We start from the raw sequence: 15,782 nt of genomic DNA, 5'->3' as shown, positions 1-15,782 counted from the left end.
AGTACACATCTTTAAATTCAAAGCATTTTCTTAACTTCCCCCTTGCACCCTGCGCCCTGCCCCTCTGCTTTTTCTTTCCCCTCTGCACCCAGCACCCTGCCCCAATTCCTCTTCCCCATGCCCAATGCCCCACGTCCCATGCCCCATTCAACTTCATCCCACAACAGCAGGACTTGCTACCTTTTGTTGTCTTTGGGAAGAAGGACGCATTTCTAGACCGAGTAAATTCAGCATTTCTCGGTCAGCGTCGTAATCTGGACAAGGAGTAGTAACTGTTAACATCTTGTTGTCGTCACTAGAAAAAATAGAATTTGCTCCTGCCATAAAGCATAAAGCTTGTTCAACGTGAGAAAGTCTTGCTCTACCTGCACTTAAACGCACGTCGGCAGCTGGCATTAAAATCCGGGCTGTGGCAATCATCCGCACTATATCCCAAATTGGCACATCGGGTTGATTTTCCAAGGGTGTACCCGGTACTTGGGAAAGAATATTAATAGGTACAGATTCGGGATGAGGATGGAGGTTGGCTAAAGTATGTAACATACCTATACGGTCGTCAACGCTTTCGCCCAAACCTAAAATACCGCCGGAACACACTGTAACATTCGTTTGCCGGACATTTTCTATAGTGTGCAAGCGATCGCTATAAGTCCTGGTAGTAATAATTGTGCTGTAATATTCTTGTGAGGTATCCAGGTTATGGTTGTAAGCATATAGTCCTGCTGCTGCCAATCGCTTTGCTTGGTCTGTTGTTAACATTCCCAAGGTGCAGCATACTTCTAAACCCATGTCGGTGACTTCTTTAACCATTTCCAACACAGTCTCAAACTGAGAATTATCTCGCACTTCACGCCAAGCAGCACCCATGCAGACGCGGCTAACTCCAGTTTCTTTGGCTTTTTGGGCAATGTTAATTACTGTTGTTTTATCTAAAAACGCTTGGGGTTTTACTTTTGTTTGATACCGAGAAGATTGGGCGCAGTAGCTACAATCTTCGGGACAGCCTCCGGTTTTAATAGAGATGAGTTTACAGACTTGTATTTTTGTTGAGTCATGATATTGGCGATGAATGCTAGCAGCTCGATAAATAAGCTCTAGCAATGGCGTATTATATATCGCCTGGATCTCTGCTTGCTGCCAATCATAGCGTATTCCCGACATTACTATACCTTCTTGTAGACTGAATTTATTGTAAAAATATTCACTATAGCGCTTCTCGGTTGTGTGCAATACACTCGTAAGGAAAAGGGGCTAGGGACTAGAGATTAGGGACTAGACGGGTGTATTTCATCACATAACAACTGCTATGTTAAATAGCTGAAAACGAAGTATTTATTGTTCATTTTAGGCACAATAACCATAGCTGTTCGGCTAAGTTTTCTAATTGCAATACGATAACACAGCAAGAATGAATGCTACTAAATTTTAGAAAATGTGGGCATTACTTAATTACATTTTTGTAAGCTGCGTTACATTTATCTTAAATTTTGCTAAACGATAAAGATTAAATCACTTAGTTTATGAAATCAGAACTACCATTAATTACTAGCGATCGCCTATTATTAAGAATTGGTATAAAAGAGGATATACCCAAAATAGTAAAATATTTTACTGAAAATAGAAATTATCTTACTCCATTTTATCCTACTTGGGTAGCAGATTTTTTTACACAACAGTACTGGCAATATCAAATCGAAAATAGTTTTTTAGAGTTTATTCATGAACAATCTTTAAAACTTTTTATTTTTATTAAGAAAAATCCCAATGAAATTATTGGGGTGATCAACTTCAATAATTTTGTTCGAGGAGCAGCCCACTTTTGCTATGTGGGCTATAGCCTTGCAGAAGCTAAGCAAGGTAATGGATATATGAGAGAAGCGCTAAAAGTTGCTACTGATTATGTATTTCAGGAACTAAATTTTCACCGCATTATGGCAAATTATATGCCCCACAATCGGCGGAGTGGTAACGTACTTAAAAGTCTCGGTTTTGTTGTCGAAGGATATGCTAGAGATTATTTATTAATTAACGGCCAATGGCAAGACCATATTCTTACTAGTCTGATTAATCCTAATTGGCAAACGAATGAAAATGGGGATGGGGCATAGGGCATGGGGCAAAAGAGGCAGTGTTTCGACTACGCCCTTCGGCTGCGCTCAGGACAAGCTCAACAACCGGGGCAGGGTACGGGGTGCAAGGGGGATGAAGAAAAATTACCTCTTTCTCCCTGCTCCCTGCCCCCTGCTCCTTTTCATCTTCTCCTCTACTCCCCTGCCCCTTTTCCTCATTTCTTAAGTTTGATAGCCGTAGTTATCAGTGTCATTCGCAGGGGAGCGATATTCACTGCTACCAGCAACATTGCCACTAACTGCGTAAGGATTAACTAAAGCTACAGCTTGCTTGAGTGCCTCTACACGATTCATAAAGAAATGATGTGAAGGTACAAATCTGGCAATACCAAACTTTTCTAAGCGCTGTTTAACTTTGCCAGCAGCACCAACAATCAAGACATGACGACCTTGGTCACAAGCATCTTGAATGGCATTTTCAATTGCCAAAGAAGCGGTCACGCCTAACATCGGCACATCGCTCAAATCCAAAATTAGTACGTCAGAATCTGCCATTGCTGAATGTTCACGAGCGATCGCTTTGGAAACTCCAAAGATCATCGGCCCACTCAGGTAAAATAATAGGACGCGCCCATGAGCTTGGTCGAGCAATTGTTTTTCTTCATTGTTCAAGACAATGGCATCATCAGCATCGGTAATCGTCTTCACATCCTGAGACTGTAACTGAGAAAGACGTTCGATAGTTAAGATGTTGGCAATAAAAACGCCTACACCGACAGCCACAATCAAATCAACAAATACGGTTAAGAACATGACACCGTACATGATGGCTGTACCTTTCCAAGATACCTTGTGAGCGCGTTTGAGGAAGCTCCAGTCTAAAATATCAATCCCGACTTTGAGGGCAATACCCGCCAGCACTGCCATCGGGATACTTTCAGTTAAACCCGCAGCCCATAAAACTACCACTAGTAAAATCAAGGCACGAGTTAGACCAGATAAAGCCGTTTTTGCACCAGTCTGGATATTTACCACCGTTCCCATAGTGGCCCCAGCACCAGGTAATCCACCACATAAACCAGAGAACAAGTTACCGATACCTTGACCAATTAATTCTTTATTAGACTTGTGTTCTGTGCGAGTCAAACTATCTGCAATGACTGCTGTCAACAAGGTATCAATACAACCCAACATCCCCAACATTACCCCATCGACAATCATCACAGTGATCTGTGATGCTGTGAAGGTGGGAAGTTGTAGTGTTGGTAGTCCCATTGGAATTTCGCCAATTCTTCTAATTTCAGCATTTCCAAAAAAGACCAGAGAAATTATGGTAACTAGTACTAATGCCACTAGTTGCGGTGGAGCGAAGCGCTTAAGTTTAGATGGCATTAAGAAAATAATTGCCAAAGTCATCGCTCCCAAAGCTGTTTCCACAGGATTGATATTTGCTAACAGCTGGGGCAGATTTTGCACCATTCCCAGCACACCACCTTTAGGATTTAGCTGTCCTACAAAAGGTGCAATCTGGAGGATAACCAGAATGACTCCAATCCCGGACATGAAGCCGGAAATGACACTATAAGGCATGAGGGTAATATATTTACCCAGCTTAAATATTCCTAAGATAATTTGAAATATCCCGGCAAGCATGACTACAGTAAATGCCATTGCTAAGCCGTTCTCAGGATCACTTGCAGTCAGAGAAGCGACAATTGTAGTCATTACTACAGTCATCGGTCCGGTAGGCTCAGAAATCAGAGTAGGTGTGCCGCCAAACAAGGCAGCAAAAAAACCAACACAAACAGCACCGTAAAGACCAGCTACAGGCCCAGCACCAGAAGCAACGCCGAACGCCAATGCTAGCGGTAAAGAAACGATCGCGGCAGTTAAACCACCAAATATATCGCCTCGTAAATTCCTAAAGTTGATAGTATTTGTCAGAGACATTGTCGGGTATTTGGTTACAAAAACAGCAAAATTGAGGCTTGTAAAACTTGTTCGCTACTTTGAAGAAATTTCATGTTCTATAAGCATGAAAATTCAGGACAAGAAAACATTTTCTTGCATTGCGAAGTATAAAAGCTATTGCGTCTTGACTAGATAAATAATCTCTAGCGCAAGACAAATGGAAAATTAACTTATAAGTAATACTTCCCACACAGGTAAGTATTACTTATAAGCTTTAATTTCAAAGCGTTTAAAATAGCTTACAGCTTTTAGCCTCAAATATTGTTTATTTGAGATGTTAATTATTAAATTAATATTAAATTGGTATCATAGATAAAACTTTATACCACTTGAAAAATATATAGTTACAACCACATGATTATTGAGCAGAAATACCGTATTGTTGTGCCTGTATATTCCACAGTGCGGTGTATTCACCTCTACGCTGTAAAAGTTCTTGATGAGTACCATCCTCAATCAAATGACCATCTTTAAGAACTAAGATTCGGTCAGCCATTCGTACTGAAGCTAATCTGTGGGTAATCAAAATGGTAGTCTTACCCTCAGTTAGCTCAATAAACCGAAGGTAAAGATCAGACTCACTACGGGGATCAAGCGCAGCAGTAGGCTCATCCAAGAGTAATAATTGAGCTTCTTGGCGGACAAAAGCACGAGCTATAGCTAACTTTTGCCACTGACCTCCAGAAAGTTCTGTGCCGCCAAATTGTTTGCCCAGTGGTGTATCCTCTTTTGTGGGAAAATGATCGACTAGTTTGACGATATCGGCTTTTTCAATTGCGTATCTGAGAATGTCTGGATGTTCCAGAGCAGCTAGGTTTCCTAAAGCGATATTTTCTCTTAGGGTAAGCGCATAGTGACCAAAGTCTTGAAAAACCCCAGCAATTTGCTGCCGCCATTGCTCTAAATTAAAATTTCTCAGATCTATACCATCAACTAAAATGCTTCCTGTTGTTGGATCGTATAGTCTAGTCAACAGCTTGACTAGAGTAGTTTTACCTGCTCCATTTTCTCCTACTATGGCTACTGTTTGTCCAGGATACAGGCTAAAAGAAATATTCTTGAGGGCTAATCGATTATCTGGATAGCGAAAGTCAACTTTCTCAAAAGTAATACTCGAACGAATCGGAGTTGGTATTTTCTCTCCAGGTATGCTCAGTGGCATGGGGATTGGGCTATCGAGAAAATTGAAAAACTGCTGCATGTAGAGAATATTTTCCAATAGATCCAGCCAATTAGCAATCAATCTTTCTAGATTATTCTGGAAGTAAGTTAATGACTGTACGAACAAAAGTACACTTCCTGGGCTAAATTCTCCTCTGAAAGCTTTCTGTACTACCCAGTAAAAAGAAAAACCATTGCCTAAAGTACTCAAAATAGCTAAGCTAGATGACCAAAATGCTTGCTTGCCCCTCAGATGACGCATTGATTGATGTAAAGATTGAAATGCTATCAGGTAGCGCTGCATAAAAAACGAACCTAGCTGAAACAACCTAATTTCTTTGGCGTAGGTGTCAGTCAGCATTACCGAAGTGTAATACTCCATGCGCCGGGCTTGAGGACTGTTTTCAAATAAAGTTAGCCAAATAGCTTTTCCATACTGGGAAGAAACCACTATCTGGGGTATAGTTGCGATCGCAATCACTAGGGGTATCCAAAAAGCGAGAGGAACTAGTAGCCCGATTATTACAATCAAAGTTACAAAAGATCGACCTAATTCCACCAAGTTTTCCAATAAGTTCAATGGCTTATAGCTAACTTGTTCTTGGAGAAGTTGTAGTTCATCATAAAACTGAGAATCTTCAAAACGGCTCAGGTCTGGAAAAGTATCAGCTTTGTGCATTAACAATAAGCTAATGTGAGCCGTTAACTTGTCATTGAGATTTCCCTGAAGTGCGAATACCCAAGGAGATAAAAGTGTCTCTAATAACAAGGCTCCAACCCATCCTGCTACCAAAGGCCATAAAATTGAGTAGCTTAATTCTCTGCCAGATGTCAAGGCTGTTGTTACAGTATCTACTACTAGCTTGGTAATCCAAACACTGATAGCAGGAAGAAACCCTTGTAATAAAGTGACAGCGACAAGAAAGGTCATTTCCTTGGGTGCTGCTGTCCACAACAAGGGTAAAGAACGAAATAAAGCTCTAATGTAGTCTTCAAACCAAACTCTTAAATCGTTCATCAATTAAACCTGATTATTATAAGGCTTAGATCCCCGACTTTTTAAAGAAGTCGGGGATCTTGTGGTTTAAAAATTGGTCTTAACTGTCAAAATGCTTTTTATTCTCAATTTTCTGTAGTTTTTCTACATTAGTAACATAATGCAGTCTCATATCTTAGGTGCTATCAAAAATGAAAATAATCCTACTTCAGAAATAGTAAAACTACTTTCGATAATAAATAAAGTACTACTTCAGAAAGAATAAAAACCTCTAGAAAAAGATATTGTTATAGGAATCAGATGATCAAAAAAAGACAACACGACGCTAACAGCAGCAAAAGTTTTCTCAAAAACAAGGTTTTAGGGAAAATAAATCTCATCTGGGAGTTTTTTGCACTTATCAGAAAGTAATTTTGACCTTTTATGGACTAGTTAAGACTCTGAATATAAACTGTAGTGTTTTGTGTTTAACTTGACCTATATAAAAATGATAGTTAGACATGAGAGATTGTCTTGTTTTTTTTTGATCATTTTTAAAACTAGCTTGTGTAAATATGTATCTTTTCGTAAAAACTGGTTGATTTAAAAACATCATCCAAGTTTTTCACAAACTTGAATGCAGATTTACGAACAAGTTATGAAATTGAAGTGAAAAGGAGTTAAGTGATATGACAATGCTTGCAGAAAAACCACTTACCCAACAAACAATAGATATACGTTTGGTAGACAAAGCAGACAAACTAGAGAAACTTCTGTTGTCTGATGAAGAAATGGCAGCTTTAGAAAAATTAGCCATGCCAGGAGTATTTGACTCTTCCACTACCCAAAGATGGTTTGCTAATTGTGGTGGATGTCGTGGGTGCGGTGGATGTCGTGGATGTCGTGGATGTGGCGGATGTGGCGGATGTCGCGGATGCGGATGCCGTGGATGCGGCGGATGTAAAGGTTGTCGTGGATGTTGGATTAGTGATTTTGGAACATTATCAGGTGTGATAGAAGACAATAACGAAGTCGGATTTGGATACTAAATTAACCTGGAGATAGAACAGCAATTCAGTAACTAGAGAAACCGAGATTTTTAAGTTTAGAGCCATAAAATATTGCTTTCATAGCCAACAAAAACCCTGTTTTTATTTAACTAATATTGTAGCGAAACAGGGTTTTTCACTTTCTGAGTTGCTACTTAATATTTCCCTTATTCCTATCAGGACTTACGCACAGATTATGATTTAACGTCATCAAAAGCAAAGCATAAAGCCTACGGCATAGCTACGCTTAGTACGAAGTGTTCCCGCAGGGTAGTAATTGCGAAGATCTAGTTTTCGTTATGAGTGCGTAAGTCCTACTATATCAAACCGAGTTTTCATATTGTTCTGTTTTTTCTATGAAGATCGAGACAATAAAACAAAGCTTATGAAATTAAACGATAATCAGCGCCTGCGTCTTTTAGAACATATCGTAATTCACGTTGCACCGCCAGATTGTAATGATGAAGAAGCTATGATCTTCAATACGACACGACGAACGCTAACAGTAAAAGGTCAATCACTGCACGATGTAGAAAATATTGTATTACCTTTACTAGATGGCTCCCGAACAATAGGAGAAATCCGGGCTGCGATTGGGGAAAAGTTGACAGATTCTTCACTGAATCAATGTTTAGAATTTTTGATAAATAATCGCTTAGTTGTAGAGGATGCAGTTGATTTAGATAGTCGTGCTTATTTACTGCCTCAAATCAGCCTTTATCACGAGCTAGGCTTTGAGCAAAAAGATGTCCAAAAGCATTTAGCCAACGCTAAAATTGCTGTTTTCGGACTTAAAGGTTCAGGGCTGGTAGCAGCAACAAACTTGGCTACTGCTGGTATTGGTTTTCTGCGTCTATGCGATGATGATTTCCTGATGATGTCAGACCAAGTAAATAAAATCGGTGCTTTTCGAGATCATGTGCAAGCGGCTCAACAAATCGAGGCGATAACTTCATTAAGCTCTGCTAATGCAGAAGTAACCCAAACTGAAATCGTCACAGATTCTTTAACTGATGACGCAACAGTAAATACTTTGCTGGATGACGTTGATTTGGTGATTGTCGCAACCGATGCTGTATCTGTAAATTTGGCGTATCGCTTGAATCGATTATGCCTAAAAATGCAGCGACCATTGCTACCGGGCGGAGCTGTTGGTGTTGAGGGAAATATTGGGCCATTGGTACTTTTTCAGGATAGCCCTTGCTATCTGTGCTATCGGATGCGGTCTATAGCCTGTGCCAAGCTGCCAGAGGCCGAATTGGCGATTGAGCAGTTTCTTGACCGAGAACGGCGTTCTCAACCACGGCTGCGAGAAAGTTTGCCGATCGCCCAGATGCTGGTTGGAAGTTATTTAGCTCTTGAGGCAGTGAAAATGATACTTGGTTTAGCGATCGCTACTAATGGTAAATTACTGCATTTAGACTTGCTCGGCACAAAGCTAACTCATAACGTGGTGCTAAAAAAACCTGGTTGTCCACATTGTTCGCAACAGGAGAGAACACAGTGAATGCAGCAGTTGCTAGTCCACGCTGGCGCGATTTAGTCAGCCCACATACAGGAATTATCCGAGCAATTGATAGATTTACCAAGCCTTATACAGAGTTTGATCTGCCAGTCTTGTGGCAAGCCGAATTAGCCAATTTTCAGCTTCGTAAACAGCAAGATGATTTACGCTATGGCGTAGGCAGAGGCATGACTGATGAACAAGCAATTTTTGGGGCGGTAGGTGAAGCCATAGAGCGCTACTGTGGTGGTATTGTTGATCGTCGGCAATTAACTGTCAGTAGCTATGCAGAACTAAGCCAACGCGCCGTTTATCCTCCAGCTTTTTTCTCTTTTTCTGACAAACAATACTCTGACCCAACTTTTCCATATCCAGCTTTTGATCCAGCAACGCAGACTTCATGGATGGCTGCCCTTGCTCTAGGAAGCAACCAAAAGGTTTTAATCCCAGCGTTTATGGTTTATTTAGACTGGAACAGCGATTTAGAAGGAGATTACATTTTACCCATAACTTCTAACGGCATGGCTAGTGGCCCTTCTTTAGAGTTTGCCGCCTACGGTGGCTTGTGCGAGTTAATTGAGCGCGATGCTTTCATCATTACATGGTTAAATCGCTTACCTGCTCCACGTATTTATTTTGACCACCGACCAGGAATCGAGACGGAAATTTTACGCCATTATGCCCGATTTGGCATTGAGCTAGTTGCCTTCAATTTCACTACCGATATTGAAGTCCCGGTTGTAATGGCAATGTTAATTGATTATTCGGGTAAAAATCCGGCTGTTGCAACTGGTTTAGGATGCCATCTTGATGGTTCAACAGCGCTTCGCAAGGCAATTTTTGAAGTTTGTCAAGCCCGTTTTGGTGACATAGAACGCATGGCTGCTGGTGCTGGAGCTAATCTCAATCAATATGAAGATGTCAAGGATTTAGACGATCACAGCGCTTTTTTCTACACAACAGCTCGGTTGAGCGAGTTAAATTTTTTGTTTCACCATGACCAATATCTAAAAGTTGAAGATTTACCAACTTATGACTCTCAGTCCGAAGCAGAAAAATTGCAATCAGTAATTGCCAAGTTGCATTCAGTGGGTGCTGAACCTTATTTAGTAGAGATTACAACTCCTGACATCGCATCGCTGGGTTTTCGAGTAGTGCGGACTTTGGCAAGTGAATTAGTCCCTATATATTTTGGTTATGGATTAGAGCCACTGGGAAATCGGCGTTTGTTCGAGGTTCCAGAAAGATTAGGTTATGGTGGACGACGTACTGAAAATGACTTAAATCCCTGTCCACATCCTATGGCCTAATTCGTAATTCGTAATTCGTAGTTCGTAGTTCGGAAGATGAGGAAATCAAAGCGATGTACAAAGTTAACGAACCTCTGGAGTTAGCTCTTTTGTATCATTTAAATTCTCCAGTACCTCAAAGTTATGTCAAGCGTGTTTCGGCTACTGAAATGCGGTATTTACCGGAGGCTGCTTTTTTGGAACTGCCGCCAGCACCACGCGATAACCCACTAATTGAGCTTTTGCAGCGACGTTGTTCTATGCGATCGTTTGAGAATAAGGTTATGCCGCTGATCACATTGGTTCAGCTACTCGATGCAGGATGCGGCATCAATGGGTTGCGTGAAATGGATGGTTACACCTATGAAGCGCGAAACTCACCATCTGCGGGAGGACTTTATCCGATTGAAATTTTCGTATCTACCCAGGCGGTAGAAAATCTAACAGCTGGGTTGTACCACTATGAAGGCCGTGGTCATGGGCTTCATCGGATTAATGATGCCGTACCAGCAGACTTTGTAGAATCTTTATTGCAACAAGATTACGCAGTTAATGCCAATGCTTTGTTCGTATTTACATCTGTGTTTATGCGCTCGATGTGCAAATACGGTGCGCGCGGCTACCGCTTTGCACTTTTGGAAGCTGGTCATCAAGCTGAAAATATATGTCTAATGGCTGTGCAATTGGGATTAGACAGTCTTTGTATTGGTGGATTTCATGACATGAGCATGAATGCCATTTTAGGTATTGATGGAAAACATCATGCAGCGGTTTATTGTGTTGCAGTTGGTACTCGTAGTAACCAAAAATTATCGTTTTAAGATGTCTAATTGAAGCTAAAACATGATTAGACAATACAAATTCTTTTTAAAACAGTCTTATCAACTAGCTGCATCATTAATGCTGGCTATCTCAATAGTTATGATGACAGCCCAAGAAAGTTTAGCCATACCTCTTGAACCTATTATTAATCAACAAGCTATACGCCTTTTAGAAGAATGGTTGGGGATTGACTCTAATAATCAAGCAGCACCATATACCAATCAATCTTGGATAAACACACAGCAAAAACCTAACTTTGCTACATATTCACCTTGTCCAACATCAACTTATTCACAAGTCTATACGGGATGTCCATCAAACTTTCCCCAAACATCTCCAAATATTCCTGTACCAACTTATATACCAATGTATCCTCAAGGGTATCCAGGATATTTACCAGGTTCTTCCGCACCAACCTACATACTGATTTATCCCCAAGTGTCTCCAAGTTTTTCCACGCCGACCTACATACCAATATATCCCCAAATATCTCCGGGTTTTTCCGCACCAACTTATATACCGATGTATCCCCAAGGGTATCCTTGATACAGTAGTTAACGTAAGTTCGACGGCCTTAAATAACCCCTCTCCAAACCCCTACAGTGGCAGAGGCTTTGAAACCTTGATTTTTTCGTTTAAAACTAGGAAATTTTCTGCCCTTCTTTGCGTCAAAGAGGGGTTAGGGAGAGGTTCATCGAACTCACAAAGGCGGCGGTCAGCCCACTTCTTTGAGGAGTGTTCGTGATAGCACTTCGGCTCCTTTCGACTGCTATATTATTCGATAACTGCTTTTTTGACTCTAGGTTATGCGCCAATAAATACCATTCTCTCGTTGCATTAACTGGTGGCTAATCAATTCTCGCCGTAAGGTAGCGCAGTCAGGATGGTAGCGCTTGAGAATTTCGTTGACTGTGCATTCAGGGTACTGAACCCCTAAATCAAACTTGTTTGCCAACCATTTGAGAATTACTAAGCGCTTTTTGCGACTAGCGGGAATTTCTTTGAGGCGTTGTATTCCGTTCAGGCTGCTAGTATCAGCCTCTAAATAGTTGTTCATGACTTTGCTTTCCCAGGCTTCAGTATCTATACCCTCCATAAAAGAGGCTATTTTCTCAGCGGTGAAAATTTCTTTGCTAATGCTTTGCAATACTTCGCTATCTAACTGATACAGACGGCTATTACCATCAGGGCGCATAGTCACCAAATTTAGCTCTTTGAGTTTCGCTAAATGGTGAGATACTGTCGGTTCCTTGAGTTGCATGAGTGCTGCCAATTCTTCGACGCTGCACTCCTGATTTGCTAAGATACCCACAATCTTCAATCGGCTTTCGTCTGCCAAAGCTTTAAAAAATTGTAGTAGTGTCTGAAACTGTTGTTTGTTCATAATTTGTGATGCTTAATTCGATTCCAATCGAATTAGAGAGAAATCAAATTACTCGTGTTGTTCTCCTCCAATGCACCAGAGGCTTGGATTTTAGTTAATTGTGAATTAATGTTAATTTTGAGATTCGTTTTGTAAAGAATTGAGATTTCTTAATTTGTTCTTTACATTTGCCACCTTAAGACCCAATGAAAAGGCGGATATCTTCCCAAGAATAACCACAGGAAGCAGCATTATCTATCAAATTGCTGATCCAATGTGTTTTGAATTGTGTAAAGTTAGTGTGCGATCGCTCAATACTAAGTTGCGTTCAGAGGTAGTACCCTAAGATAAAAATTTTTGGGATGATATCATGTCCGCGTAATTAGTTCTAATTCCCGCATTTGTACAAAAAGCATGAAACCCTCTTTTCCCCCTGCTCTTTGCTCCCGGTCACTGAGCGACTTGTACTGAGCGTAGTCGAAGTAAGCCGAAGTGCTGCCCCCTGCGTTCTTAATAACAAGTATTTGATTTTAATGTTTCTGAGGAAAAGTAATCGCCTTTGGTAGAGGTTTTCTTAGCTCTTCATACCATTCAATCAGAGATTCAATCATTTCTTGTGTATGTTTAGCGGCTTCTTCATGAGTCTTACCATGAGTGTGGAATTGCTGCTAAGGAAACTTTAGTAAGTGTACCAAGTAGCAGTTATCTTCATCTGACCATTGAATTACCATACTGTAGCGATCGCTCATTCTTCCTATTTCACATAATCCTAGTTACTTATAACACTGGGGAGTAATTACCTAATTCATCTCAACGACAAAGGGGATTGCTTCATTAGAGTCAACAATTTTTGGCTCATCTAAATGTAGATAGTGGACATTTTGAAAACTTTCTTGCCTGTCAAATAAAATTGATCACGGCAAATCTTAACGTATAATCCATTACTTGATAATCAGAATATTTTTTGCTTTCTGTATAGTAGTATAAATATACTAATAATAGCTATAAATCGCTAAACTAAGGTTTTGCAAAGGATCATACCTGATGAATATCGATCAAGCAAAAGAAAAATTTGATCTACTGTATATAGAATTAACACAAACCAGTATAAAAATTGAAACAGAAGAGGATGCAAGATTTCAAGTTATTGATCGCATTTTAACCGAAGTTTTGGGATGGGAAAGAACGGAAATTATTACAGAACCCCATACTGATTCTGGCTATATTGATTACCTAATAGCTTCCGGAGGACGTAGCAGACTGGTAGTAGAGGCGAAACGAAGAGCAAAACTACTGATTGATACTTGTCAAGTACGTATGGCTTGGTACAAAGTTGGTGGTCCTGCTCTTAAGTCTGCTTTTGATGCATTTGCTCAGGCAAAGCGCTACTGTGCTGACACTGCTGCGCTGTTTTCTGCCATAACAACTGGCTTTGAATGGATTGGTTTTTGGGCTATTCGCACTGACGGTATACCACCATCAGAAGGTAAAGCAGTAGTATTTCCTAGCCTTGAAGCTGTGCAACAAAATTTTGCTATCTTTTATGATTTGTTTTCCAGAGAGGGAATGCTAAATAATTTATATCAGGTACATGTACGTAAAGCAGAAGGTTTACAGGTTAATCATAGTGAATCGCTGGAATCTATAATTAGTATTTCTGATAGACGTTTACTTGATAAATCTACATTTTTTGCTGATATTGAGAATGTTTATCGTAGTTTTTTTAGCAGTATGTCAGGTGAAAATGATCCTGATATGCTAGCGAAATGTTTTGTGGAGTCTAAAGAAAGTAGAACAGCAGATGAAAACCTTCAAAAGATAACACGAAATCTTTTGAATCGAATTGATATTGTAAATTCGGACAAAGGAAGTGAGTTAGAAAATAAAATAAGAAATGCTGTTGAATTACAGAGAGGAGAATTTGTTATAATTATAGGTAACAAAGGAGCTGGTAAGTCCACTTTTATTGACCGTTTTTTCCGTCTAATTTTGGATAAACATTTAAGCGATCGCTGCCTATTTCTTCAGATTAATTTGGCTGATTCAAGTGGGGAAGAAACGAACATAGTAGGATGGCTTACTGATAAACTAAAAATTGAACTAGAAAAAAAGCTTTTTAAAGGTGAATATCCTTCCTATGAAGAACTTCAAGGAGTTTTTATTAAAGAGTACGATCGGTGGAGATATGGTGAACGAAAACATTTATATGAAAGGAATAAAAATGAATTTAAAGAAAAATTTGGAGAATTCATGGCAGATTTGATTGAGAGGCATCCTGATAAGTACGTCATGAGATTAATTGAAAATGCAGCTAAAGCCAGATTATTAATGCCATGTATAGTATTTGATAATACCGATCACTTTCCGCAAACTTTTCAGGATGCAGTCTTTCAATATGCCCAATCAATATATAGAAGTGTCTTTTCATTTATAATTTGTCCGATAACAGATCGGACAATTTGGCAGCTATCAAAATCAGGACCATTTCAGTCTTACGAAAGCATCAGTTTTTACTTACCTGTACCATCTACAAAAGAGATTCTTGCTAAAAGAGTTGATTTTATTAAAGAAAAGACGATAGAAGATTCTGAAATATCTAGACAATACTTTACTAGAAAAGGAATTCGAGTTTCAATATCTAATATTAGCGCATTTGCTTTAGCTATAGAAGATATATTTATTAACGAAGATTACATAGGACGCGTGATCGGGTGGCTTTCTAATTATGATATTCGTAGAAGTTTACAAATAGCCCAGAGAATTATTACTTCACCAATTATTGGAATTCCAGAGCTTGTTAAAACTTATATTGTTGGTAATAAATCTCGTCCAAATCGTCGTCAAATAAAAAAAGCACTTCTAGTTGGAGACTACAATCGTTTTGAACAGAAGGATAGTGATTTTATACTGAATCTTTTTGAAGTCAATTCAAGTAGTATTACAAGTCCCTTGTTAAGGCTGTCAATACTTCGCATGTTATTAGATGTCTATTCGGAAACAACAGATTCAGAAAAAATCTATCGCTCAATTGAGGATATTATGAATTATTTTGAGCCTGCTGCTGTTAGCAGGGGATTAGTTAAAGAACATCTTGAAGCTCTCATGAGTTATCGTCTAATTGAGCCTTACGATCCAACTGATATTAATATTTATGAGTCACAAAGAGTCAAGATTACTCCTTGCGGACGCATCCATTACGAATTTGCTGTAGATGATAAAGAAGGAAGTTATATGATAGAAATGGCTTTGACAACTCCCGTAATTGGTAAAAACTATATTGGGAAAGTACGAGATCTGATGAATAAAAGAAAGTTAAATTGGCAAGACTGGTGTACAGTTATCAAATGGTTTATTAATTATTGTCTTGAAAAAGATAAAGTTTATATTTCTTTGCCAACATCCGAAGCTTATGATAGTCAAAGATTTTTGCGAGAACGTATTCATCAAAATTGGGCTTGATTGAATTCAATAATTACGGGGAAAATATCATCTTTTATCATTTAAAGGCAAATTAAGACACCAGTGCGGGTAAGTGCATCGCCTCCCCTCCCCCACCATTGCCGACTATCTTAGATAAA

The 15,782-nt window shown here is 39.5% G+C and carries 11 protein-coding genes and 1 pseudogene; 7 read left to right on the top strand and 5 right to left on the bottom strand.

Translation table 11 applies throughout. The features are described from left to right. Positions 1 to 153 precede the first annotated feature (153 nt). Positions 154 to 1,161: a biotin synthase BioB gene (bioB, locus tag QI031_RS19490; RefSeq protein ID WP_281481308.1), complete on the bottom strand. Its 1,008-nt coding sequence runs from the start codon at positions 1,159 to 1,161 to the stop codon at positions 154 to 156. Positions 1,162 to 1,520: 359 nt separating this feature from the next. Here bioB and rimJ point away from each other — a divergent pair, with 359 nt between their 5' ends. Next, a complete protein-coding gene (gene rimJ, locus QI031_RS19485; protein ID WP_281481307.1) occupies positions 1,521 to 2,108 on the top strand; it encodes a ribosomal protein S5-alanine N-acetyltransferase in 588 nt (195 codons plus the stop codon). Between the two features lie 183 nt (positions 2,109 to 2,291). On the opposite strand, the gene bicA is transcribed toward rimJ, so the two are convergent. Together bicA and QI031_RS19475 are read right to left on the bottom strand one after the other, a co-directional pair. Continuing rightward, positions 2,292 to 4,019 carry a bicarbonate transporter BicA gene (gene bicA / locus QI031_RS19480; protein ID WP_281481306.1) on the bottom strand — a complete coding sequence of 576 codons (1,728 nt, stop codon included), beginning with the start codon at positions 4,017 to 4,019 and terminating at the stop codon, positions 2,292 to 2,294. A gap of 379 nt (positions 4,020 to 4,398) precedes the next feature. Next, positions 4,399 to 6,219 (bottom strand): ABC transporter ATP-binding protein, encoded by a 1,821-nt coding sequence (locus QI031_RS19475; protein WP_281481305.1) that lies wholly within the window; start codon positions 6,217 to 6,219, stop codon positions 4,399 to 4,401. Between the two features lie 647 nt (positions 6,220 to 6,866). On the opposite strand from QI031_RS19475, the gene QI031_RS19470 reads away from it, so the two are divergent. From QI031_RS19470 to QI031_RS19450, 5 genes are all read left to right on the top strand, one after another. Beyond that, complete coding sequence (locus QI031_RS19470) at positions 6,867 to 7,226, top strand: hypothetical protein (RefSeq protein WP_281481304.1); 360 nt, start codon at positions 6,867 to 6,869, stop codon at positions 7,224 to 7,226. Positions 7,227 to 7,611: 385 nt separating this feature from the next. Then, on the top strand, positions 7,612 to 8,733 hold the full coding sequence (locus tag QI031_RS19465) for a TOMM precursor leader peptide-binding protein (RefSeq protein ID WP_281481303.1): 1,122 nt from the start codon (positions 7,612 to 7,614) through the stop codon (positions 8,731 to 8,733). Continuing rightward, entirely contained in the window at positions 8,730 to 10,040 is a 1,311-nt protein-coding gene (locus QI031_RS19460) for a YcaO-like family protein (RefSeq protein WP_281481302.1), read from the top strand. Before QI031_RS19465 ends, QI031_RS19460 begins: the two co-directional genes overlap by 4 nt. A 53-nt stretch (positions 10,041 to 10,093) precedes the next feature. Then, entirely contained in the window at positions 10,094 to 10,840 is a 747-nt protein-coding gene (locus QI031_RS19455) for a SagB/ThcOx family dehydrogenase (RefSeq protein WP_281481301.1), read from the top strand. A 22-nt stretch (positions 10,841 to 10,862) separates the two neighbouring features. Next, positions 10,863 to 11,387: a hypothetical protein gene (locus QI031_RS19450; protein WP_281481300.1), complete on the top strand. Its 525-nt coding sequence runs from the start codon at positions 10,863 to 10,865 to the stop codon at positions 11,385 to 11,387. A gap of 253 nt (positions 11,388 to 11,640) precedes the next feature. Here QI031_RS19450 and QI031_RS19445 read toward each other — a convergent pair whose 3' ends face one another. Continuing rightward, positions 11,641 to 12,225: a DUF2087 domain-containing protein gene (locus tag QI031_RS19445; protein WP_281481299.1), complete on the bottom strand. Its 585-nt coding sequence runs from the start codon at positions 12,223 to 12,225 to the stop codon at positions 11,641 to 11,643. Between the two features lie 509 nt (positions 12,226 to 12,734). Continuing rightward, a pseudogene (locus QI031_RS19440) lies at positions 12,735 to 12,953 on the bottom strand (type II toxin-antitoxin system HicB family antitoxin). A 295-nt stretch (positions 12,954 to 13,248) separates the two neighbouring features. Between QI031_RS19440 and QI031_RS19435 the strand changes: the two are divergent. After that, entirely contained in the window at positions 13,249 to 15,663 is a 2,415-nt protein-coding gene (locus tag QI031_RS19435; RefSeq protein WP_281481298.1) for a hypothetical protein, read from the top strand. Positions 15,664 to 15,782 lie beyond the last annotated feature (119 nt).

Source organism: Halotia branconii CENA392 (assembly GCF_029953635.1).
In the GTDB taxonomy this organism is placed as follows: Bacteria; Cyanobacteriota; Cyanobacteriia; order Cyanobacteriales; family Nostocaceae; genus Halotia; species Halotia branconii.
The sequence above is the reverse complement of the archived record's forward strand: the minus strand, read 5'-3'. Positions and strand labels throughout refer to the sequence as shown.

What these genes read in the sequence shown, in the direction of transcription:
- bioB (WP_281481308.1), bottom strand. Translation starts at nt 1,161, where the DNA reads ATGTCGGGAATACGCTATGATTGGCAGCAAGCAGAGATCCAGGCGATA.
- rimJ (WP_281481307.1), top strand. Translation starts at nt 1,521, where the DNA reads ATGAAATCAGAACTACCATTAATTACTAGCGATCGCCTATTATTAAGA.
- bicA (WP_281481306.1), bottom strand. Translation starts at nt 4,019, where the DNA reads ATGTCTCTGACAAATACTATCAACTTTAGGAATTTACGAGGCGATATA.
- QI031_RS19475 (WP_281481305.1), bottom strand. Translation starts at nt 6,219, where the DNA reads ATGAACGATTTAAGAGTTTGGTTTGAAGACTACATTAGAGCTTTATTT.
- QI031_RS19470 (WP_281481304.1), top strand. Translation starts at nt 6,867, where the DNA reads ATGACAATGCTTGCAGAAAAACCACTTACCCAACAAACAATAGATATA.
- QI031_RS19465 (WP_281481303.1), top strand. Translation starts at nt 7,612, where the DNA reads ATGAAATTAAACGATAATCAGCGCCTGCGTCTTTTAGAACATATCGTA.
- QI031_RS19455 (WP_281481301.1), top strand. Translation starts at nt 10,094, where the DNA reads ATGTACAAAGTTAACGAACCTCTGGAGTTAGCTCTTTTGTATCATTTA.
- QI031_RS19450 (WP_281481300.1), top strand. Translation starts at nt 10,863, where the DNA reads ATGATTAGACAATACAAATTCTTTTTAAAACAGTCTTATCAACTAGCT.
- QI031_RS19445 (WP_281481299.1), bottom strand. Translation starts at nt 12,225, where the DNA reads ATGAACAAACAACAGTTTCAGACACTACTACAATTTTTTAAAGCTTTG.
- QI031_RS19435 (WP_281481298.1), top strand. Translation starts at nt 13,249, where the DNA reads ATGAATATCGATCAAGCAAAAGAAAAATTTGATCTACTGTATATAGAA.